20 protein-coding genes and 1 riboswitch are annotated in these 19804 nt (G+C 34.7%); of the genes, 7 read left to right on the top strand and 13 right to left on the bottom strand.

Annotated features, from left to right (window positions below; all coding sequences use genetic code 11):
- Window positions 1-240: 240 nt before the first annotated feature.
- The 9 genes from BBI01_RS00415 to BBI01_RS00375 all read right to left on the bottom strand — a co-directional run bounded on the left by BBI01_RS00415 (window position 241) and on the right by BBI01_RS00375 (window position 9833).
- A complete protein-coding gene (locus BBI01_RS00415; RefSeq protein ID WP_065392720.1) occupies window positions 241-1296 on the bottom strand; it encodes a diphosphomevalonate decarboxylase in 1056 nt (351 codons plus the stop codon).
- A gap of 79 nt (window positions 1297-1375) precedes the next feature.
- Window positions 1376-3145: an AMP-dependent synthetase/ligase gene (locus BBI01_RS00410; RefSeq protein ID WP_065392719.1), complete on the bottom strand. Its 1770-nt coding sequence runs from the start codon at window positions 3143-3145 to the stop codon at window positions 1376-1378.
- The gene (locus tag BBI01_RS00405) at window positions 3142-4155 is read right to left on the bottom strand and encodes an NAD-dependent epimerase/dehydratase family protein (RefSeq protein WP_065392718.1); all 1014 of its coding nucleotides are present in this window, start codon (window positions 4153-4155) and stop codon (window positions 3142-3144) included. Before BBI01_RS00405 ends, BBI01_RS00410 begins: the two co-directional genes overlap by 4 nt.
- Before the next feature lie 364 nt (window positions 4156-4519).
- On the bottom strand, window positions 4520-5524 hold the full coding sequence (locus tag BBI01_RS00400) for an MvdD family ATP-grasp ribosomal peptide maturase (protein WP_065392717.1): 1005 nt from the start codon (window positions 5522-5524) through the stop codon (window positions 4520-4522).
- Complete coding sequence (locus tag BBI01_RS00395) at window positions 5517-6473, bottom strand: MvdC/MvdD family ATP grasp protein (RefSeq protein WP_065392716.1); 957 nt, start codon at window positions 6471-6473, stop codon at window positions 5517-5519. The genes BBI01_RS00400 and BBI01_RS00395 overlap by 8 nt, the downstream gene beginning before the upstream one ends.
- 90 nt (window positions 6474-6563) lie before the next feature.
- The gene (locus BBI01_RS00390) at window positions 6564-6785 is read right to left on the bottom strand and encodes a microviridin/marinostatin family tricyclic proteinase inhibitor (RefSeq protein WP_065392715.1); all 222 of its coding nucleotides are present in this window, start codon (window positions 6783-6785) and stop codon (window positions 6564-6566) included.
- Window positions 6786-6899: 114 nt separating this feature from the next.
- Window positions 6900-7679, bottom strand: coding sequence for an alpha/beta fold hydrolase (locus BBI01_RS00385; protein WP_065392714.1), 780 nt, complete (start codon window positions 7677-7679; stop codon window positions 6900-6902).
- Between the two features lie 23 nt (window positions 7680-7702).
- Window positions 7703-8422: a pyridoxine 5'-phosphate synthase gene (locus tag BBI01_RS00380; protein ID WP_065392713.1), complete on the bottom strand. Its 720-nt coding sequence runs from the start codon at window positions 8420-8422 to the stop codon at window positions 7703-7705.
- A 142-nt stretch (window positions 8423-8564) separates the two neighbouring features.
- Window positions 8565-9833: a mechanosensitive ion channel family protein gene (locus BBI01_RS00375; protein WP_065392712.1), complete on the bottom strand. Its 1269-nt coding sequence runs from the start codon at window positions 9831-9833 to the stop codon at window positions 8565-8567.
- Between the two features lie 118 nt (window positions 9834-9951).
- Between BBI01_RS00375 and BBI01_RS00370 the strand changes: the two genes are divergently transcribed.
- Window positions 9952-10443: a DUF456 domain-containing protein gene (locus BBI01_RS00370; protein ID WP_065392711.1), complete on the top strand. Its 492-nt coding sequence runs from the start codon at window positions 9952-9954 to the stop codon at window positions 10441-10443.
- Window positions 10444-10460: 17 nt separating this feature from the next.
- Complete coding sequence (locus BBI01_RS00365) at window positions 10461-10961, top strand: hypothetical protein (RefSeq protein ID WP_065392710.1); 501 nt, start codon at window positions 10461-10463, stop codon at window positions 10959-10961.
- Here BBI01_RS00365 and BBI01_RS00360 read toward each other — a convergent pair.
- The 3 genes from BBI01_RS00360 to BBI01_RS00350 all read right to left on the bottom strand — a co-directional run bounded on the left by BBI01_RS00360 (window position 10948) and on the right by BBI01_RS00350 (window position 13323).
- On the bottom strand, window positions 10948-11589 hold the full coding sequence (locus BBI01_RS00360) for a uracil-DNA glycosylase (RefSeq protein WP_065392709.1): 642 nt from the start codon (window positions 11587-11589) through the stop codon (window positions 10948-10950). The two genes, BBI01_RS00365 and BBI01_RS00360, sit on opposite strands and share 14 nt — an antisense overlap.
- A 777-nt stretch (window positions 11590-12366) precedes the next feature.
- Window positions 12367-12876, bottom strand: coding sequence for a GNAT family N-acetyltransferase (locus BBI01_RS00355; RefSeq protein ID WP_083189969.1), 510 nt, complete (start codon window positions 12874-12876; stop codon window positions 12367-12369).
- An 81-nt stretch (window positions 12877-12957) separates the two neighbouring features.
- Complete coding sequence (locus BBI01_RS00350; protein ID WP_065392707.1) at window positions 12958-13323, bottom strand: hypothetical protein; 366 nt, start codon at window positions 13321-13323, stop codon at window positions 12958-12960.
- A 183-nt stretch (window positions 13324-13506) separates the two neighbouring features.
- Between BBI01_RS00350 and BBI01_RS00345 the strand changes: the two genes are divergently transcribed.
- The 5 genes from BBI01_RS00345 to BBI01_RS00325 all read left to right on the top strand — a co-directional run bounded on the left by BBI01_RS00345 (window position 13507) and on the right by BBI01_RS00325 (window position 19168).
- Window positions 13507-15654, top strand: a complete 2148-nt coding sequence (locus BBI01_RS00345; protein ID WP_065392706.1) for an endonuclease MutS2 — start codon at window positions 13507-13509, stop codon at window positions 15652-15654.
- A 136-nt stretch (window positions 15655-15790) separates the two neighbouring features.
- Entirely contained in the window at window positions 15791-16453 is a 663-nt protein-coding gene (locus BBI01_RS00340; RefSeq protein ID WP_065392705.1) for a hypothetical protein, read from the top strand.
- Window positions 16454-16578: 125 nt separating this feature from the next.
- Window positions 16579-17598, top strand: coding sequence for a hypothetical protein (locus tag BBI01_RS00335; RefSeq protein WP_065392704.1), 1020 nt, complete (start codon window positions 16579-16581; stop codon window positions 17596-17598).
- 58 nt (window positions 17599-17656) lie between these two features.
- The gene (locus BBI01_RS00330; protein WP_065392703.1) at window positions 17657-18454 is read left to right on the top strand and encodes a hypothetical protein; all 798 of its coding nucleotides are present in this window, start codon (window positions 17657-17659) and stop codon (window positions 18452-18454) included.
- A 33-nt stretch (window positions 18455-18487) separates the two neighbouring features.
- A riboswitch (cobalamin riboswitch) is annotated at window positions 18488-18668 on the top strand.
- 116 nt (window positions 18669-18784) lie between these two features.
- The gene (locus BBI01_RS00325) at window positions 18785-19168 is read left to right on the top strand and encodes an acyl-CoA thioesterase (RefSeq protein WP_065392702.1); all 384 of its coding nucleotides are present in this window, start codon (window positions 18785-18787) and stop codon (window positions 19166-19168) included.
- Window positions 19169-19213: 45 nt separating this feature from the next.
- Here BBI01_RS00325 and BBI01_RS00320 read toward each other — a convergent pair whose 3' ends face one another.
- A complete protein-coding gene (locus BBI01_RS00320) occupies window positions 19214-19804 on the bottom strand; it encodes an HD domain-containing protein (protein WP_065393315.1) in 591 nt (196 codons plus the stop codon).

The raw sequence follows: 19804 nt of genomic DNA, 5'->3' as shown, positions 1-19804 counted from the left end.
ATCTTAGATCGTTAGATGATATTTTTTGTTTTTTATATAGTTAAAACCTATTTTTTGTAATTTCTCAAAAATAAAAACATACACTTTGTCATTCCGTAGGAATCTAAACCATTTTAAAAACTAAGGGATCAAACTATTTACGAACTCTAGATTCCCACGGAATGACAAAATAAAATTTGGGTTTATAAATAATAAAAAAAGTGGGCTAAAACCCACTTCTATTGATTATTATATTTGTCTTTAAAACCTCATCACATCCTTCACTACCCCATTCTTCTGAGTGTGCGGCAATAATTCTCTTTCAATAAATGTCTTTATCTTTTCTTCTGAACCGTTGCTTGGAAATAGTAAGTGTACGTTAGCACCGGCATCCAGCGTAAAGAATAATGGTAAACCGGTTTCTTTTCTGAAATCCCAGATTTTATTAATAACCTCAAGAGTTCCGGTCTTCATCAGGATAAATGCAGGATCACTCATCATCATCATTGCATGAAGAGTAAGCGCTTCATGTTCTACCAATGTAATGAAGCTTTCCATATCACCTTTCTTTAAAATTTTCTTCATTGGAACGAAATTCTCTCTTGCCTCCTGAAATCTTCTTTCAGCATAAGGATTTGTATTCATTAAACCATGTCCTACCGTTGAAGAAACACTTTTCTGTCCCTCATGGATCAGTAAAACCCAATCGTTGAAGTTTTTAAATATATCATGAATTTCAGTATCAGGATATTGTACAGCAAACAGATCTGAACTTCCTTCTACTTCTTCGGTTTCTCCCCAAACAACAAGCCCGTTGTATAAACTTCTGCATGCACTTCCGCTTCCTAATCTTGCCAGAAATGAAGCTTTTTTCAAAGATTCTTCTTCTGAAATTTTTCCTGAAAACTCTTCATCCAATGCCATCAGACATTTTGCAATAGCTCCAAAGCCTGAAGCTGAGCTTGCAATTCCCGAACTGTGAGGAAATGTATTTTCTGTTCTGATGACGTATTTCCCTTTCAAAATCCATGGAAGATATTGCTCAATATTTCTAAAATACTTTTCGATTTTTTCAGCAAACTTCACTTCTTCATTTCCTGCCAGAAAAGTCTGAACAGAAAATGGTTCATTTGCCATAAATTCCATAGTTGTATTGGTTTTACAATGATTCAAAGTATAGCTGATACTTGGGTTTGCAGGGATCTGATTGGCATATTTCCCCCAATATTTAATCAAAGCAATATTAGACGGACAACTTTCTGAAACTGTCTGTGTATGAATGGTGAAATTTTCTTTTCCTATAAATTGTGTTGTCATAGTTTAATTTAAGTGATTGAGACTTGACCGACCAGCTTTTAAGTGTTTAAAACTTTTGCCTTTGTGATTTTCAAGTCATTTAATACATCTTCTCGATAATATCTGCATATTTTTTAAGAACTACATTTCTTTTCACTTTCAATGTAGGAGTGATTTCGCCTGTATTGATGTCAAATTCTGCCGGCATCAGTGTAAATTTCTTCACTTTCTCATAATCGGCAAGATGGACTTGAAGTTCTTTAACCTTTTCTTTATAAAAGTGGATGATCTTTTCATTTTTTACAGCATCTTCCCAATTGGTGAAAGGAATATTATTTTTCTTAATATAATCCTGTAAAAACTCAAAATTCGGAACAACTAATGCAGAAACAAACTGTCTTCCTTCTGCTACTAACATGATTTGCTGGATAAAATTATTATTAGTCAGAAGATTTTCAATCTGCTGCGGAGCGATGTACTTTCCGTTGGAGGTTTTCATCAGATCTTTCAGTCTGTCTGTGATGATCAGATTTCCTTTATCATCCAGCTTTCCAGCATCACCTGTTTTGAACCAGCCGTCTTCTGTAAATACTTTCTGAGTTTCTTCAGGTCTGTTATAATACCCCTTCATAATTCCGTTTCCTCTTGCCTGAATTTCATCACTTTCTCCGATTCTGATCTCTACACCCGGTAATGGTTTTCCACTGGTAGCATGCTCAAAATGTGTCAGAGGGAAAAGTGTCAAAGTAGCTGTCGTTTCAGTCAATCCATATCCAACAGTTACGTGGATTCCCACAGACTCGAAAAATTTCGTCACTTCAGGAGATAACGAAGCTCCTCCACAAGGTAAGAACCATAATCTCCCACCCATTTTATTTTTAATTTTACTGAAAACCAAAGTATCCGCGATAGATTGTTTGAATTTTAATCCAAAAGGAATTGGCTTTTCATTTCTTCTTAATTCGGCAGTTTCCCATCCGGTTTTTAATGCCCAATCAAAGATTTTTTTCTTTAATGATGAACCTTCTTCAGCTTTTTCCAATACTCCGGCATATACTTTCTGGAAGAATCTCGGCACGGCACACATAGCTGTAGGCTTTACTTCTTCTAATGCTTTTGCTACATTCTTTGGATCTTCAAGGAAATACACTCTTGCTCCACCATATAGACACAGTAAACTCCAGCTTCTTTCAAAGACGTGGCTTAATGGTAAGAAAGCCAGTGAAAGTTCTTCTTCAAAGTTTTTAAATTTAAAAAATTCAAAGTGAGAATCAAATGCCTTGATAAAATTCCCATGGGTAAGCATTACTCCTTTTGGAGTTCCAGTGGTTCCTGAAGTATAAATCAAGGTTGCTGTATCATCGTACTCTCTTTTACAAATTTCCAGTTTGGGGGAAGATTTTGCAATAAAGTCCTCAAGATAAAAGCTATTGAATTCTTTCTTGATCCATACTGCTTTTTTAGAAACAATAATGGTTTCAAGATTATTTTCTTCTTTATGTAATATTTCCAGACAAGCATCATACTGCATCTGATTTCCCACCAGAATTGCCTTTGCTCCTGAATCATTTATAATATATTCCGCCTGTTCAGCATTGTTGGTAGAATAGATAGGAACTGTAATAGCTCCAATTGCCATTGCCGCCAAATCCACAATCACCCATTCAGAAGAGTTATCTGAATAAATTGCTACTTTATCATTTTCCTGAACTCCTGCAGCTTGTAATGCATTGGCTGTTTTAAAGATAATTTCACCAAATTTTTTCCAGCTCAGTTCTTTCCAGGCTTCATCTTTCTTTTTAAAACCGATTGCCGCTTTTATAGGGTGTTTTTCTACGTTTTTAAGGATTATTGCCTCTGCAAGATTCATTTCTTCAGCTTTTTGTCGTTAATATAATTGTTCAGGTGAAAGTCTATACTTTCTTTTGTTGGAATAAACTGATAGTTCAGTCTTTCCTTGACTTTGTGATTGGAAATGGTGTTGAATGAAGAGATAGCTTCAATATTTGATTCTGTCGCCATTCTCAGTTTTGGAATCAGCCATCCTAAAAGGGTATTGGCTAGTTTTCCGATATTTAATTGAGACCTCGTTAGAATTCTTGCTTCTTTAAGACCTAATCTGGTTCTTATCTGTCTTGCCAAATCAGCATATTTGTTATTTTCGGAAACAATAATAAATCTTTCTCCAAAAATATTATTTTCCATCAATTCGATGGCTGTTTTTGCAACATCTCTTACATCTACATAAGCAGAACCACCAGCAAATGTGAAGCTGTTGTCTTCAAAAGTTGAAAAAAGTTCACCGCTGCTTTGGGTCCAGTTTCCGCTTCCTATGATCATTCCGGGATTGATGATCACCACATTTAAACCTTCTGCAGAAGCTCTCCATGCTTCCATCTCAGATAAATGTTTCGAAATAGCATACGCTGAATGTTCTAGTTTTGGGTTAAAATCAGACTCTTCGTCCAGCTCTCCTTTTTCACTAAAGTTATCTAAAACGGCAACAGAACTTACATGAAGGAACTTTTTAACGTCTGATCCCTCACAGGCAAATAATAAATTCTCTGTACCATTAATATTGGTATGATACATTTCTTTCTCATCCTTGGGATGAAAACTTACTTTTGCGGCACAATGATAAACCTCATCCACTCCTTTTAATGCATCATTCAATGAATTTAAATCATCGAAATCAACATTCACCCATTCAATTTTATTGAAAAAATCATCCGGACTATCTGTATAAAAGCTGTATGAATGCCTTACTTCGTTTAAATTGCTGCCCGGTCTTTTGGAAGCGCGTACATTTTTACCTCTTTTCAGAAGTTCCAGCACTATTATTCTTCCCAGAATTCCGGTTGCACCCGTTACAAAAACCATTAATTATTTTACTTGATTGCTGACTAAAATATGACAATATTTTCTATCCGGCAATTCTTCAGGTTCCTGCAAAAGTTCCATTGAAAAACTGCTTTTGCAAATTTGCGATTTTTAAAGCAAAATTCAAGTTTATTTAACCAATATTATCATTCTGAAAACGATAAAACTTGAATTGAAAACAGAATGGTTTTTATTTTAAAGACAAAAAATACCTTTCTCCTTCACCATTTAAGTTAAAAGATGAATGAATAAAAAGAACAGCTGAGTTTTATAAAATCTTCGCTTTCCCGAATATCTCAAATCTTTTTGAAAACAAAAAGTCCTGAAAGAACCTCCAGGACCTGATATTAAAAGAATATTTTATTTAAGCTAAAACCATATTATTTCTTCTGGGAGCTTTATCACAAAGAAGGTCTGCAATACTTTTAGAGATAAGATTTCCTTCTGTAAGATTATCCAACCAGAAAAATTCTCCCGCAGCATTGATCTCAATAAAATAATATTCGTCCTCAGGAGAAACAATCATGTCAATAGCTCCGTAATCTACATTGTAAACATCAAGAAGATCCAATAGTTTTTCTTCAACATCCTTCGGAAGCTCTGTCCTTGTCCATTTATCGATAAGATTAACGCCGTCTTTCCTCCAATCCACTTTAGCATCTTCAAATTGCTGGGAATCTACTTCAAAGGCGTAAACATCTCTGCCAACAACAGTTATTCTAAGTTCTTTTTTCTTTTCAATCATTTTCTGAAACTGCATCGGACAATACAGAAGCGAATCCAATTCTTCAAGCTTATCTTCATGAACAACATTGGTAAATACAACATTTTCCACCCCATCTTCATAGATCGCAAATCCTGTCTGCATCTTCGCAACAACATTTTTATGTTTTAAAATAAATTTTCTTGCATCTTCAGGATTATTGGTAAGACATGTTTCCGGAATGGTAAGTCCTATTTTATTGGCAATCTTCAATTGCTCTTCTTTACTGTCCAGTCTTCTGTAAACGCTTGGTTTTCCTAATGCATAAGCATCCACAGATTCAAGGAAGCCAAACAATGTATTTCGGATTTCTCCCATTGCTGCACCAAAGAATTTTGGGTCTAATTCTTCTTTCAAATCTTTTCCAATATTGTAAGCTCTACGGTACCAAACCGCAGAGATATCATCCAGACGATACTTTTTTTCGGAAGTTTCAAGAAAGCTTATCCATTGTCCGTCCTGAAAAACCGTTGAAAGTTTATTTTGTAAAGGATATAAATCTACATCAAAACGAATGACCTCGCAGTTATTCTTATCAATATATTCTGTTACTTTTTCAATTGAAAAATTGTCTGCTGTATGGGTTATAATTAAAATTTTATTCATGGAAATTGATTCGGTTTATAAGGTTATCGGCGATTCTTTCTGCAATCGGAAATCCCAGCTCTTTTTGCAGCATGCCCCACTCTCCCTGTGGATTGACTTCCAGAAAATAGTATTCTCCATTTTTTCCTTTTATCATATCAATGGCACCCATATAAAGTCCCATTTCTTTCATCATGGAAGTTAGATTTTCTTTGATATTGTCAGGTAATTCATAAGCCAGCCAAAAATAACCGTCCTGACTAACTCTCCAGTCTGCATTTTCACTGTTGTTAATTTTACCTGTAAAGAATTCTCCGTCTACATACATGATACGCAGCTCATATTCTTTTTCAATATAAGGTTGAAAAATCATGGGACAATAAGTAACTCCAGAGAGATGCTCAAGGGTTTCTTCTTCAATGATCATAGTAGAAACAAGACTTTCTCCACTCATTGTTTTGGCTGTTACATTGTGAAGCTTTGCGATAGCTTTTCCTGAACAATACTGGTGAAAAAAATTCATTATTTTCTGATCATCATTGGAAAAAACGGTTTTCGGAATGGTAAGATTATTTTTCCGGGCAATTTTCAGCTGAAGCATTTTATTCCGATCAACCTTTCGTTCATTTTCATAAGGATTGATCCATGGAATATCTTCAAGAACAGTGATGAGATTATAACGAAGACTGGTATATTCATTCAGAAAAATATTTTCATAATCCTGATCCAGTTCTTCAGGAGTGCTTATCTTCCATGCTTTTCTATTCCATACTCCTTTAATATCATCAGAATGAAGCTTATTACCGGATTCGTCAATGATCTCAAATGAGTTTTCATCAACATTTATTTTCTGAAAATGATTCAGCCGATCTGAATTCAGCCTGAAGTAAGGAATGTTTTTGGATGAAAGATATTCAAAGAAAAGATCTATAGTATAAAAATCCTGCGAGTGGGTGATACAGAGAATCATTTGCCGGTTTCTATTAAAAAAGGAAACTTAAATAGTTTAAGTTTCCTTATTATTACAATTTTGTTAATATGTTACTATAAATTGTCCATTTTACAATAAAATAGCATCATCATCACCGTCAGAAGGATACTTCATAGTATGTTCCAGATCTGTTGATGGAGAGGTTACAGTATCTACGCTAGGTTTTGTAATAACGTCTCTTTCCGGAATAGTAATGATATCAGTTCCTCCTTTTACAGTTTCAGGATCTTTAATTTGTTTTTCAAGAAATGTAGCGAAAAACGGCTTCTTTTTTGAATTTTTGTTTTCCATAAGTAAATATCTTTGATTTTTTGATAATCTAAAATACACAATTTTCAACTTATGGAGAAATATTTTCACATTTTAAGAAAATTTTAACATTTACATAAAATAAAGCGTAAATAATTAATTTAAACCAAGAAACTCTTTAACAACATTAGCGAAATCAACTGGATTTTCAGCCTGAACCCAATGTCCGGCATTTTGTACAGTAACAATTTTTGCTTTAGGGAACTGCTGTTTTATTCCAAATTCATCCTGTGGCAAAATATAATTGGATTTTGATCCAGCTATAAACAGCGTTTCACCATTGAATACTCCGAATTTTACAGCATTGGAAACGAATTCAGTATATTTTTCTGCTAAGGTTTTAAGGTTAAACCTCCAGTTCAGCTTTTTGTTATCATCCCAATAAAGGTTCTTGGTTAAAAACTGTATCGTAGATTTCTCCGGAATATATTGATTTAAAACAGCTTCCACATCGTTTCTTGATGCAACACTATTAAAATCTACTGTTTCCAAAGCTTTAATAATCCCCTGATGATGTGGAGGGTATGCTTTTGGTGAAATATCAACAACGATTAATTTCTCTACTTTCTCAGGATATTTTATAGCAAACTGCATTACTGCCTTTCCCCCTAAAGAATGTCCTAAAACATGTGCCTTCTGAATACCATAATGATCCATATAACGTGCAATATCATCCGCCAGATCATCGTGAGACATATCATCTGAATGAAAGCTTCTTCCATGATTTCTAAGATCAATCAGATGTACCGGAAGATATTCTCCAAGGTCTTTTCCAAAGCTTCCCCAATTGTCAAGCATTCCAAACAATCCGTGAAAAACTAAAAGCGGCGTAGCTGTAGATTCTTCGCCAAATATTTTTGAGTTTAAGATTTCCATATTTTAAATGTTACATGTGAAAATTACCAATTTGCCAATCTCTTCAAATAAGACTGAACTGTATTTTCTAATCCCATATATAGGGCTTCAGAGACCAAGGCATGACCGATAGATACTTCCAACAGATTAGGAATATTATCTGCAAAATATTTTAGATTTTCTAAGCTTAGATCATGTCCTGCATTGATTCCTAATCCGAATTCATTTGCGACAACAGCTGTATCATAGTAAGGTTTTATCGCCTGTTCTTTATTGGAAAGATAATTTTTTGCATATGCTTCTGTGTACAGCTCAATTCTGTCTGTTCCTGTTTTTGCTGCATATTCTACCAATTCCGGCATCGGATCAAGAAAAATTGAGGTACGGATTCCTGCATTCTTGAATTCAGCAACAATTTCTGTAAGGTAATCCAAATGTTTTTTGGTATCCCAACCGGCATTTGACGTAATAGCATCATCTGCATCAGGAACTAAGGTTACCTGCTCAGGTTTCACTTCTAAAACCATATCAATAAAAGACTGATGCGGATTTCCTTCAATATTAAATTCAGTAGTAACTAACGGTTTCAGATCATAAACGTCTTTTCTTGTGATATGTCTTTCATCCGGTCTTGGGTGAATAGTAATTCCCTGTCCTCCAAATTCCTGAATTTTGATAGCTGCTTCTGTCACACTTGGTGTTTCACCCCCTCTTGCATTTCTTAAGGTTGCAATCTTATTGATGTTTACGCTTAGTTTTGTCATGTTTTTATTTAGATATTAGATAAAGAAAGTTAGAACCTGGAAGCCGGGAGTTAATCCAGACTTGTTACTTCTTTTTTGATGTTCTAATTCCATTATCACTTAAGTTGAATTTATTTTTTGAGCAAGTATTACCTTTCTCTTTTTATACTTTTACACTTACCTGCATCACTTGAAGCTCAAATTCTTTTGAAGCTACCAGCAAATGATCAAAAATATCTGCCTGAATCTGTTCAAAATGTTCCCATTTGGAATCATTGGCAAAACAATAGATTTCAAGAGGAAGTCCTTGCGGGGTAATTTCCAGCTGACGAACCATTCTTGTGGCATTTTTCTCTACATCAGGATCATTTTCTATATATTTCTGTGCATAATACCTGAAGACACCAATGTTCGTTAGTTGTCTTCCGTTAATCGTTTTCTCATTATTACTCAGGCTTTCTTTTTCTCTTCTTATTTCTATCCTTTTCTGTTCAAGATAATCTGCAATAAGATTAATCTCTTTTAAACGTTCAATATCTTCTTCGGTAAGAAACTTAAAAGAATTGATATTAAAGTAAATAGATTTCTTAATTCTTCTGTTATTGGATTCAGACATTACCTGCATATTTTTAATCTCTGTTGTCAGGAAATCATAGGTAGGAATGGTAGAAACTGTTTTATCAAAATTGGTGATTTTTGTGGTCAGAAGGCTTATTTCTGTAATATTTCCTTCTATGCTGTATTTAGGAATACTTATCCAGTCTCCTACTTTAAGATTCTTAGAAGTAGCGACGTGAATACCCGTGACAAATCCCAGAATAGTATCTCTGAAAACAAGTACCAAAACAGCTGTTATTGCCCCAAGACTTCCTACAATCGTAGTACCTTTGATCCCGAAGATTACACAAAGCCCTACAACGGAAAATACAAAGATTCCTAAAATCTTTACGGTTTCCGAGATGGCATTGAGTGCCATTATCTTATAAAAATCCTGCTTGATGGAGAAATAATTCCTGAATGCAGACAATGATCTGTAAAGCATTCCGGCAAGAATCATTACTAATCCCAGATTAATACATCGTATGATGAAAATGGTTGTTTTCGGTAAAGCTCCTTCAGGAAAAATAGATCCCTGTATTCCCCCTGCAATGGTAAGTGCTATAAAATGAGCAACTGAATTGGTGATCTTAGACTGATAAATTGATTTAAGAATCGGAAATTTTGTTTCATCATGAAAAAGACGAAAAACAAAATTGATGGCAAATTTCAATAGAAAATCTACAATCAGAAACACAGCACAAAGCAGCGCCAGCTTTACAATGATATGAATCACCCAATCCAGCCCGGTAGGAGAAATCTGTGTGATATAAATGTACAACTGTTCGCTTAATTCCTGCAAATAGTTCCTGGTATCTTGAAGGTCATCTTTCATTACAGCAAATTTATAAAATTAAGAATGATGAATTTACTATTCCCAATCAATTTTCATCCCAAATTTTAAAACCTTTCATAATTTTACTTTTTTCTTATCTTCGTCTATATTTTAAAGAATGGATAACACTATTATTAATATTCTCTGTCTTGTTTTATTATTTGTTGGAATACTGGGAACTTTCCTTCCTGTCTTACCTGGGCTTTTACTCAGTATTTGCGGGCTTTTGATCTATAAATTCGGGACAGATGCAGATCTTCCGATGATCTATATCTGGGCATTTGGAATTCTTACGGCAGCTTCTGTTGTATTAAGCTATGTAATCCCTGCAAAAACCAATAGAAAATACGGTGGTACGCGCTGGGGAAGCATAGGATCGGTAATTGGAACTATTGTCGGGATCTTTATTCCTATACCTTTAGGTTTCCTGATCGGAATGTTTGCCGGGGTCTTCATTGGTGAATTACTCCATGACAGCAAGGATATGAATAAGGCATTACAGTCTACCAAAGGAGCTTTTATCGGGTTTATTTATGGAACCGGTTTCAGCTTTGTAGTAGGTGTGGCAATGTTTTTGGTGGTACTTCTTAATATGTTTGATATTATTTAACCTAAAAAATAGAAATCATGTTCCATAAAGCCATCATATTCAGCTTGGGAATTTTTGCATTAACAGGATGCGATGCCCAAAAGAAAGCAAAACCGGATACTAAAAATACCCAGACATCAACAAATACTAAAACAGTTGATCAAAAGAACGGCATCATTTATTTGAATGAGGGAGAAAATAAATTTCTCAGAGAATCTGATATGAATGTTACCTTTAAGGGAATTTCAGAGGATAGCAGATGTCCTGAAGGTGTAAATTGTATCTGGGCTGGTGTTGCAGTAGCTCAGGTAGAGGTAATGGGAACTTCTACCCGACCGATGGTTCTATATCTTGCCACGATGAATCATCCTGGAAAAAACTATCACCAGTCTGCTGATTTCAATGGACGTACGATTACATTAGAAGAAGTAACACCTTATCCAAAAGCCGAAGGCGGAACAAGTGCTTTAGCCGGAAAATATAAAATCGGAATCAGTATCAAAAATATGGAAACGCCTTCCAACCCTACCACGAAATAGGCTTTTTACCTTTTGAAGTAAGATATTCGTTAATTTTTGAAAAAGGTTTGCTTCCGAAAAAACCTCTATATACAGAGAATGGTGACGGGTGCGCCGATTTTATGATAAAATGCTTAGCCGGATCAATGAGTTCGGCTTTTTTCTGTGCAAAAGCGCCCCACAATACAAAGACTACATTTTCTTTTTTATCGGAAATTTCTTTAATAATATAGTTCGTAAACTTTTCCCAACCTAAATCTTTATGAGAGTTTGGTGAATGAGCACGAACTGTAAGTGTTGCATTCAGTAAAAGAACGCCTTGTTTTCCCCAATCATCAAGTTCTTTGGAAGTTCTTACTACACCGAGGTCATCTTTTAATTCAATAAAAATATTCTTAAGTGATGGTGGTGCTGTCACCTGTTCTGAAACGGAAAAACACAAACCATTTGCCTGGTAATCATTATGGTAAGGATCCTGCCCGATAATTACAACCTCAACATCTTCAAATGATGTAAGTTCCAACGCACGGAAAATCTGATTTTTAGGTGGAAAAACCGTTGTAGTTGCATATTCATTTTTTACTTTTTCCCAAAGGGTTTTAAAGTATTCCGTACTCTTTATCGGTGCTAAAATTTCTGTCCAGGTCATACTGCAAAAGTAATTAATATTAAAATAAAAGCATAACTCAGACTTTAAATATCTTCACTTTTCTTTCAATCAGAATGTAGGAAAAGTAAGATAATAGTATAGATATTCCTATCAACAGAAAGCTATTCAAAAGCTCTGAGGAAACGAAAACCAATTTCTATTGTCAGAACGATATAATGTATAATATATTACTTCCCAAAAATTTCCTAATTACACTTTCTTATCCATCATATAATTGTTTTATCATGATGGCTGATAATAAAGGAATAGAAAAGAGTCTTTTTTCGATTTATAACAATAACAGCGAAAGAATTGCAGTAATATAAATAATCAGATTCCCTCTCATTTTTTCCCTTGGCAAAAAGGCAAATCCTATTCCCAGAAGATAAGAAGATATGGTCTTATCAGAGAATTAAGCCCGTGTGTAAATCTTAGAATCAGACCTATAATTATCAATAGTTCCCAGCGTATTTTGCAACGAATGATACTGAAAAGAAGAAAAAGGAATATCAGATAACAGATCCATTCTGTACTTAACGACCAATACACATTTCCTAAAGAATAATTAGGATAAAAAAAGCATTGCAATAAAACGGCATTGATTAAAAATTTGGTTTTTGAAGTATCAATAAGAAAGACTTCAATGAAAATAACAGACAAAATATACACGAGATAAATCCTGTTCACTCTTTTTTTGAAAAATTTCTGTATCTAACTAAATTTTAATGTTCTGAATTTATCAGCATAAGAAACGGTCAATATTCAAGAATATTTCCTTTAAAGTGGATTTTTTAAACTAAAAATAATATTGTCCGGGATTTCCTTGTCTTTCATTTTTTCGTCCAAAACAAACCCATGTTTGACAAGTAATGTTTGAGAGTCTTGATTAAACGGATTGGTAAAAGCTAAAATTTTCTGTAACTGTAAGTCATTAAAGCCAAAGGTTAAAACATTCCTGAAGGCTTCCGACATGATTCCTTTTTTATGATAATCAGGAAGCAGCTCATAGCCAACCTCAGCTGTCTTTCTATCATGGGAAAAATTCCATAGGCAAATCGTTCCGATAAGTCTTGGATGGTCTTTATATGAAATTCCCCAGAAAATAATTTCTTTATCCTGAGTTTTCTTTTTAATGTGTAAGATAAATGCCAGAGCATCATAATTGGTTTGGGGAGAGTTTCTTTTCACATAACGGTTGATTACTTCATTGCTTCTGATTTTTAGAATATCTTCCGTATGATTTTCATTGATCTGCCTCAGGATCAATCTTTCGGTTTCCAGTATCATATATATTCTCTCCTTTTCTCTTTCTTGTTTTTTATTCAGCCTTCTACCGTTTATGTTTATTAAAATAGATAAATATCTTTTTTAAATCTCTCTTATTATAAGTTTTTCGTCATATAACGAACTTTCCTTACCGGCATCCATACCTATAAAGAGATACATTCTATATTTCATAGAAGAAATTTCTTCGTGAATAATTGCCCCGCCACCGCTATTGTTTTTCTTTACGATTTCTTTTTTAGGAGCATCATTTTGCTGACTGAGATTAATAATCCTCTTGATGTCTTCATCCCTAAAAGCTTTCATAGCATACTTTTTAACACCTGCTTTCTTATTCTTCTTAAAACCAGCTTTCTTTTCAATTTTCTTTACTTTTCCCGGGGTTGCTTTTTTAAGCTGTGCATTCATTCCGGAGGATAAAAAAAGTAGTATAAACAGTAAGTATTTCATGGATATATTTTAGCTATTGCAATATAAGGCTAATCCGTATTTGCTTCAAAATATATTTTCTCAGTCCCAAAATTCTTAAGTTTCTCATCAGAAATAGTAAAATAAGCTTAAAATTCTTCATTAATCTATTTTGTAAATCGCTCAGATATACGTAATAATCAAAATTCTCACTAAATTTGCACTGTGTATATAGATAAAGAAGATTTAGACGAATTAGAGTTTCCGCAATTGCTCGCGGAAGTCTCCCCATTTGCGTATTCTCCGAAAACAAGAGAAAAAATTCTTCAACTTCGTCCGATGGAAATTGACGAGGCGGAACTTTCATTGAAAAAAACATCAGAATATCTGTCTAGTTTTGAAAGTTCAAATGCGATTCCGTTTGATGAATATGAAGATATTGAGAGTGAGCTGAAATTGATGCTGATTGAGAATTACCGTCTGGAAAACAGTGCTTTCATCAAAATAAAAACCATCACGGAACAGATCGGAAGATTACAGAAGTTCTTCCCTACCATGCCGGAAACATTTCCAACCTTACTGGAAGAGGTTTCTGTATTGGAATTCAAGAAAGAGATCATTGACAAGGTTGACAAAGTTTTCAACCGTTTTGGTGAGGTAAAAAGTGAAGCTTCTCCTGCTCTAAAAGGCTTGAGAACGGAAATACAGCATGCTAAAAAAGCCATTCAGGAAAATTTCAACCGTGCTCTTACCACGTATGGACAGAGTGACTTTCTGGATGATATCAGGGAAACAATTATTGATGACCAAAGAGTTTTAGCAGTAAAATCAGGATTTAAGAAAAGAGTTCCCGGAAGAACATTAGGAATTTCAAAAACAGGTTCTATCACTTACATCCAACCGGATAGTGTGGTAAAGCATTACTTCAAACTTCGTGAAAATGAAGAAGAAGAGAAAAAAGAAATTGATAAGGTTCTTAGACAACTTACTGCAGAACTTGCAGAATTCCAGCCTCAGCTTTGGAGATATCAGGTTTATATTTTTGATCTTGACCTTACAAGAGCGAAAGCAAAATTTGCAGACCTCATCAATGGGGTTCTGCCAAAGATCAATCACCATAAAACATTGAGATTAAAAGATGCTTATCACCCTTTACTATGGTTAAGAAACAAGGTTGAAAATAAAACGATTCACCCACAGACACTGACTTTAACGGATCACAATAGAATTATCTGTATTTCCGGACCGAATGCCGGTGGGAAATCAATTACCTTGAAAACGGTAGGGTTGCTTCAACTGATGATTCAGAGTGGTATCCTAGTTCCTGTACATCCGAAATCAGAGATGTTTTTCTTTGAAAAGATCATGACCGACATTGGTGATAATCAATCTATTGAAAATCATTTATCCACTTACTCTTCGAGGTTAAAGAAAATGTCCGGAATCATCCGTGAGGCTGATGCTAACACTCTTTTACTGATTGATGAGTTTGGAACAGGATCTGATCCTGAGCTTGGAGGTGCTCTTGCGGAAAGTTTTATGGAGTTTTTCTATGATAAGAAAAGTTTTGCGATCATTACAACGCACTACACCAATATTAAATTGGTCATAGAACAGCTTCCAAATGCTCAGAATGCAGCTATGCTTTTCAATGAAGAAACGCTGGAACCAATGTACAAGCTGGAAGTAGGACAAGCAGGAAGTTCTTTTACTTTTGAAGTTGCAGAGAAGAATAAGATTCCAAGATTCATCATTCATTCTGCTAAGAAAAAGGTAGAACATGATATTGTAAATCTTGATAAGACGATTGTAAAGCTACAACAGGAAAAATATGAAGTTGAGAAACTCAAGTCTGATCTTGCTGAAAGGAAAGAATCTGTAGAAGATAAGCGTGATAACCTTCAGAAACTGAATGACCAACTTCAGCAGAAACTGTTCAATTTCCAAAAGCTTTATGAAGAAGAGCATAGAAAATTACAGTTTGGGAATAAGATTGAAACGTTCATCGAAAGTTATACCAAAGGAAAATCCAGAAAAGATGTTGTGAAAGACTTTGTGAAACTATTGGAACAGGAAAAGTTTAGAAAACTTGGAGCTGACAAGGATGAATCAAAACGTCTTCAGGTCGTTAAAAGAAAGATCACTCAACAACTTAAAAAGGAGGATGTCATTGAAAAAATTGCTGAAACCAACGAAAAACTGGAAGAAAAACGTAAAAGTGACCGTGCAGTTTGGATGAAAGTTGGGCAACGTGTTCGTATTACCGGAAGTACCAGTGTAGGAACCATTGAAAAAATTTCCCGAAATAAGGTAATTGTCAACTATGGAACCTTCAAAACAACGATTGATGCGGATGAGCTTGAGAGAATTTAATCAGCATGAAAGCGGATCAATTTGAGAATTTCAAATTAAATGAATACCAATAACAGAAGAGAGTATCTAAAGATGCTCTCTTTTTCTTTTATTGTCAGTCTCAATAATTTTCCTATTTTTAACAAAAACAATAATTATGAAACCATTAAAAGCACTTTCCGATCTTATTCCAATACCGAGTTATACCGTTATTATTCTATGTTTCTTTTTCCCGTTCTTCCTGATAAAATGTGGTGATACCACTTTAATGTCTATCAAAGGAACCGATCTTGTAACCGGAGTTTCGAAACAAACAATGAATGAAAGGATGAAAGAAAGCCTGAAAAACAGCTCTCCTTTTGGCTCTGCATTTGGAAATGAATCTGATAGCTCATCTTCAGATTCTGATAGTGAATATACTCCACTTACCGGTTCTAAGGATAAAAAGGATAATGAGAACATTCCTCCAAGCCCTTTTGTTATTATTGCGTTTTTAGCTGCAGTTGCCGGAATTATCATTCAGTTTATGAAGAGTATTAAGAAAAAATACATGTACCATATCATCATTTCACTGGTGGGATTAGTCTCTCTCTTGGTTTTCTACCTGACATTCCAATCCAAAATGGAAGGACTTGGCAACAACAAAGTCGGGATGGGATTAGGTAGCGGAGTGACCATCAGCTATGGTTTTGGAACTGCATTCTACCTTTGTGGAGCGTTATTCCTGATTATTCTCTTATTTTATGGAGCATTTTCCTATTATCTTAAGAACGATCCAAAAGCTATTTATGGTCCATCCGATCAAAAAACAGAATCTTAAAGTAAAATCAATATAGATATAAAAAAGAGTGTTTGAATCAAACACTCTTTTTATTTACCATTTTTTAAAAGTATAATTTTAATAATTTCCCTTAATTATTCAGCTTTTTGTATCTTTCAAAGAAAATGCTGAAAAAAATAACCCTGGGAATTCTTGCTTTCTTTTTCATTTGGCTCGTTTTTATCTGGACCAAATATCATTTTTTATATCCATCTTATTCACAGGAAGAAATCAATAACATTTTTAAAAAGGAAAACCTGAAAGCTCCGGTTTATGATTCTATTCATTTAAGAGGTTACACTATTCGTTATCTTACCAACAGAGGGAACGAAAACGTAAGTCCCAACCCAGCCACAGGACGTAAAAAGCCCTATCTTTTCCTAATGCATGATAGTGGAAAAAATTCCGGTTATTTTCTAGATTACTTTAAAAACAAGAATATAAATAAAATATTTCATGTCATAGCTGTTGACCGAATTGGATTTGGAGGAACTTATCTTCCTAAAAGAGAAAGCAATGGCAATGAAATTCTCCCTATGGAAAAGGAAGAGTTTGGTGAAAAGGCAGATTATGTAAGCTCTATTATCCCTAAAGAAATTCTGAAACAGGAAAGACAGCATATTGAAGAAGTACGTATTGTGGCAAACGGATGTTCAGGGCTATTGGGAGCGGAAGCTTTTAACTGGATGGATTTATCTATTGTAAAATCATTTATGTTTTATCCCGAAACTGAGCCCAGATTCATAGGAAGTGTACTATTCAGTAAACTGATTTCGAACCCGGTTATAAGCTTTCTGTTTCCAAGAGCTTTTGTGAGTAAACAAAAAGACCTTTTATTATTAGATAATATGAAAGGAAAAGGCAGAGAAAGGCTTATCGACAATGCAAAATACTCTGAAGATAAAAATTTTGAACGCGAAGAAAATCTTTACTCCGGTCACTATGGAGGAAAGAAACTTAAATCACTCTTTTTTATGATGTCTGATAAAAATAAGAAAGAAAAAGTTGAAAAAATGATCGGAACCGGACAGTTTTCTGTTCAGGTAATCGATAAAGTCGATATTTACACTCAGCCTCAGTTTGTCCTTGATAAAATTTTAGAGAACGAAATTTATACACTGGATATTAATCAAATTAAAAAATAGTCTGCATACTTCTGAAAAGCATTTAATTTATATATTTGGGGATCTAAAATTTGTTAAGATGATTTCAGTAAACAAAGCATTGTACCTGTCTGCTTTCAGTATTTTTTCCTTAGCTTTCGTTAAAGGTCAGAATAAAGTTCCTTTTGGTGTTGTAAAAGCAGAAGAAGGTTATGCCAATGTGCGTGTACATAAGGATAATTACAGAAAAATTGTAGATAAAATCCGTATGCGTAAAGGAGATGTTTTTGTTTATGTAAAGCCTGCTCCGGGAGAAACGGAATGGATCTGGATCAAATATCCGGAAAAACAGGACGAAGACAAACCGTTTGTACGTTATGAAACTCTTGACAAAGAAGGAATGGTAAACAAAGACCGTATTGCTTATATTGATCAGCTTCCGGCATTTACTCCTTCGAAATCTAAAAATGGGAAATCTCTTATTTTCACAGATAATTCTGATCCGAAAATTCCAACAGCTCAAAGAAGCAAAGTAGTTATTGATGTTTACCCATCCAATGCAGGATATCGTAAGAAAGAAAAAGATGCAGACGGTAAACTTCTTACCATTGATAAAGTAAAGCCATGGGGAATCAGTAATGATCTGCCTGAAGGAATGACAGAAATTAAATCTATCCGAGTTCAGCAACCCGGAAGAGGTTCTGTTTTTGTAAGAGAAGCCATTAAAAATATGTTCCAGCCTACAATGGATTTCGAAAATGTAGGAGTCACTTCATTAGACAGTGACAACATTTTCCTTTATATGATCAATGGTTCCGGGGAAAACAGATATACAACACTGTGGACCATCAAGAAGGGAAAAGTGATCAGCCAGATTATTTATCATAATCCGGAATAAATTCATTATTTTTGCACCGAAAAGTTTTAACGCTTATTCATCACAGAAACTGGTTCTGCATAACCGCAGATTAAAAGGGAACCGTGTGAAAATCACGGACTGTCGCGCAACTGTAAGTAACTGAAGTCTTTATCAAAAGATCCACTGTGCGAGGCATGGGAAGGAGATAAAAGATGTTACAAGTCAGGAGACCTGCCGATTTCTTAAACAAAAAACTTTCGCGATCTGAAGTTTTATTGATCTGATGGATTGTTTCAGGGATTTCCAAAGTTCCTGTCATTATTCTGTTGTTTTGATACTATTTCATTTCGCTTTAATTAATAATGAAATATGACTACAGAAGAAAGAATTCAAGCTGCCGAAACCAGAATTTTTAAAGCGGTTTTTCCTAACACTACCAATCATTACGATACTCTTTTCGGAGGTACTGCAATGCAGCTGATGGATGAAGTTGCCTTTATTGCTGCTACCCGATTTGCAAGAAAAAGAGTGGTAACGGTAAGCAGTGACAAGATCGATTTTAAAAAGCCTATTCCTGCCGGAACGATTGTAGAACTGATTGGAAAGGTTTCCTATGTCGGAAAAACAAGTATGAAGGTAAATGTAGAGATCTATACGGAGCAAATGTACTCTTATGAAAGAGAAAAAGCGATCGTGGGTGATTTTACGTTTGTGGCAATTGATGAATTTAAGAAACCAATTCAAATTCTATAATAAAATATTTAGGGGCAGCCTTTGGCTGCCCCTAAATATTTATGTTTATTTCAGTACTTTTTCTGTTTCCAAGCTTTTGCTTAAGAGCAATTCAAATGCCTCTCCCATTTCATCTGAAGCTCTGGTAATGGCATTTTCAAGCATATTTCTGATCTGCTTCTCGGTAACACCAGCTTCCGTCCAGCTTTTCCCTGAAGTATGAGAATTTAGGATAAAAGGCATAATTCTGTCGATAGAACATGCAAAAATGGCATCAGGAGTTTTCTCTTCTTCAAATTCAAGCCACAGATTAAAGAACTCAGTTCTCAAAGGCTCATCTAAAATTCCGAAAATCTTCTGTGCAGAAATTTTTTCTCTTTCAAACTTCCCTACCATTGCCGCTTCATCAAACAGGAAAGTATCTCCTGCCTCAATCTCCACCAAGTCATGGATCGATAACATTCTGATAACTCTCAACAAATCTATATCCGCACGGTGTTTTGCATAGGGATAAAGAATCTGTGCAAGAATAATAATCTGCCATGAATGCTCAGCCGTATTCTCTCTTCTGGAATCATCTGCATTATAATTTCTTCTCTGTACATTTTTCAGGGCATCCACTGCCAGGATAAAATCGATCTCTTTCTGTATCTTCAT

Origin of the sequence: Chryseobacterium artocarpi (assembly GCF_001684975.1) — a bacterium.
GTDB lineage: Bacteria > Bacteroidota > Bacteroidia > Flavobacteriales > Weeksellaceae > Chryseobacterium > Chryseobacterium artocarpi.
The sequence above is the reverse complement of the archived record's forward strand: the minus strand, read 5'-3'. Positions and strand labels throughout refer to the sequence as shown.

Coding starts and splice junctions, on each gene's coding strand:
- BBI01_RS00325 (WP_065392702.1), top strand. CDS start 18,785: ATGACTACAGAAGAAAGAATTCAAGCTGCCGAAACCAGAATTTTTAAA.
- BBI01_RS00340 (WP_065392705.1), top strand. CDS start 15,791: ATGAAACCATTAAAAGCACTTTCCGATCTTATTCCAATACCGAGTTAT.
- BBI01_RS00405 (WP_065392718.1), bottom strand. CDS start 4,155: ATGGTTTTTGTAACGGGTGCAACCGGAATTCTGGGAAGAATAATAGTG.
- BBI01_RS00320 (WP_065393315.1), bottom strand. CDS start 19,804: ATGAAGATACAGAAAGAGATCGATTTTATCCTGGCAGTGGATGCCCTG.
- BBI01_RS00395 (WP_065392716.1), bottom strand. CDS start 6,473: ATGATTCTCTGTATCACCCACTCGCAGGATTTTTATACTATAGATCTT.
- BBI01_RS00350 (WP_065392707.1), bottom strand. CDS start 13,323: ATGAAATACTTACTGTTTATACTACTTTTTTTATCCTCCGGAATGAAT.
- BBI01_RS00380 (WP_065392713.1), bottom strand. CDS start 8,422: ATGACAAAACTAAGCGTAAACATCAATAAGATTGCAACCTTAAGAAAT.
- BBI01_RS00415 (WP_065392720.1), bottom strand. CDS start 1,296: ATGACAACACAATTTATAGGAAAAGAAAATTTCACCATTCATACACAG.
- BBI01_RS00365 (WP_065392710.1), top strand. CDS start 10,461: ATGTTCCATAAAGCCATCATATTCAGCTTGGGAATTTTTGCATTAACA.
- BBI01_RS00370 (WP_065392711.1), top strand. CDS start 9,952: ATGGATAACACTATTATTAATATTCTCTGTCTTGTTTTATTATTTGTT.
- BBI01_RS00390 (WP_065392715.1), bottom strand. CDS start 6,785: ATGGAAAACAAAAATTCAAAAAAGAAGCCGTTTTTCGCTACATTTCTT.
- BBI01_RS00360 (WP_065392709.1), bottom strand. CDS start 11,589: ATGACCTGGACAGAAATTTTAGCACCGATAAAGAGTACGGAATACTTT.
- BBI01_RS00355 (WP_083189969.1), bottom strand. CDS start 12,876: ATGATACTGGAAACCGAAAGATTGATCCTGAGGCAGATCAATGAAAAT.
- BBI01_RS00330 (WP_065392703.1), top strand. CDS start 17,657: ATGATTTCAGTAAACAAAGCATTGTACCTGTCTGCTTTCAGTATTTTT.
- BBI01_RS00385 (WP_065392714.1), bottom strand. CDS start 7,679: ATGGAAATCTTAAACTCAAAAATATTTGGCGAAGAATCTACAGCTACG.
- BBI01_RS00335 (WP_065392704.1), top strand. CDS start 16,579: ATGCTGAAAAAAATAACCCTGGGAATTCTTGCTTTCTTTTTCATTTGG.
- BBI01_RS00375 (WP_065392712.1), bottom strand. CDS start 9,833: ATGAAAGATGACCTTCAAGATACCAGGAACTATTTGCAGGAATTAAGC.
- BBI01_RS00410 (WP_065392719.1), bottom strand. CDS start 3,145: ATGAATCTTGCAGAGGCAATAATCCTTAAAAACGTAGAAAAACACCCT.
- BBI01_RS00400 (WP_065392717.1), bottom strand. CDS start 5,524: ATGAATAAAATTTTAATTATAACCCATACAGCAGACAATTTTTCAATT.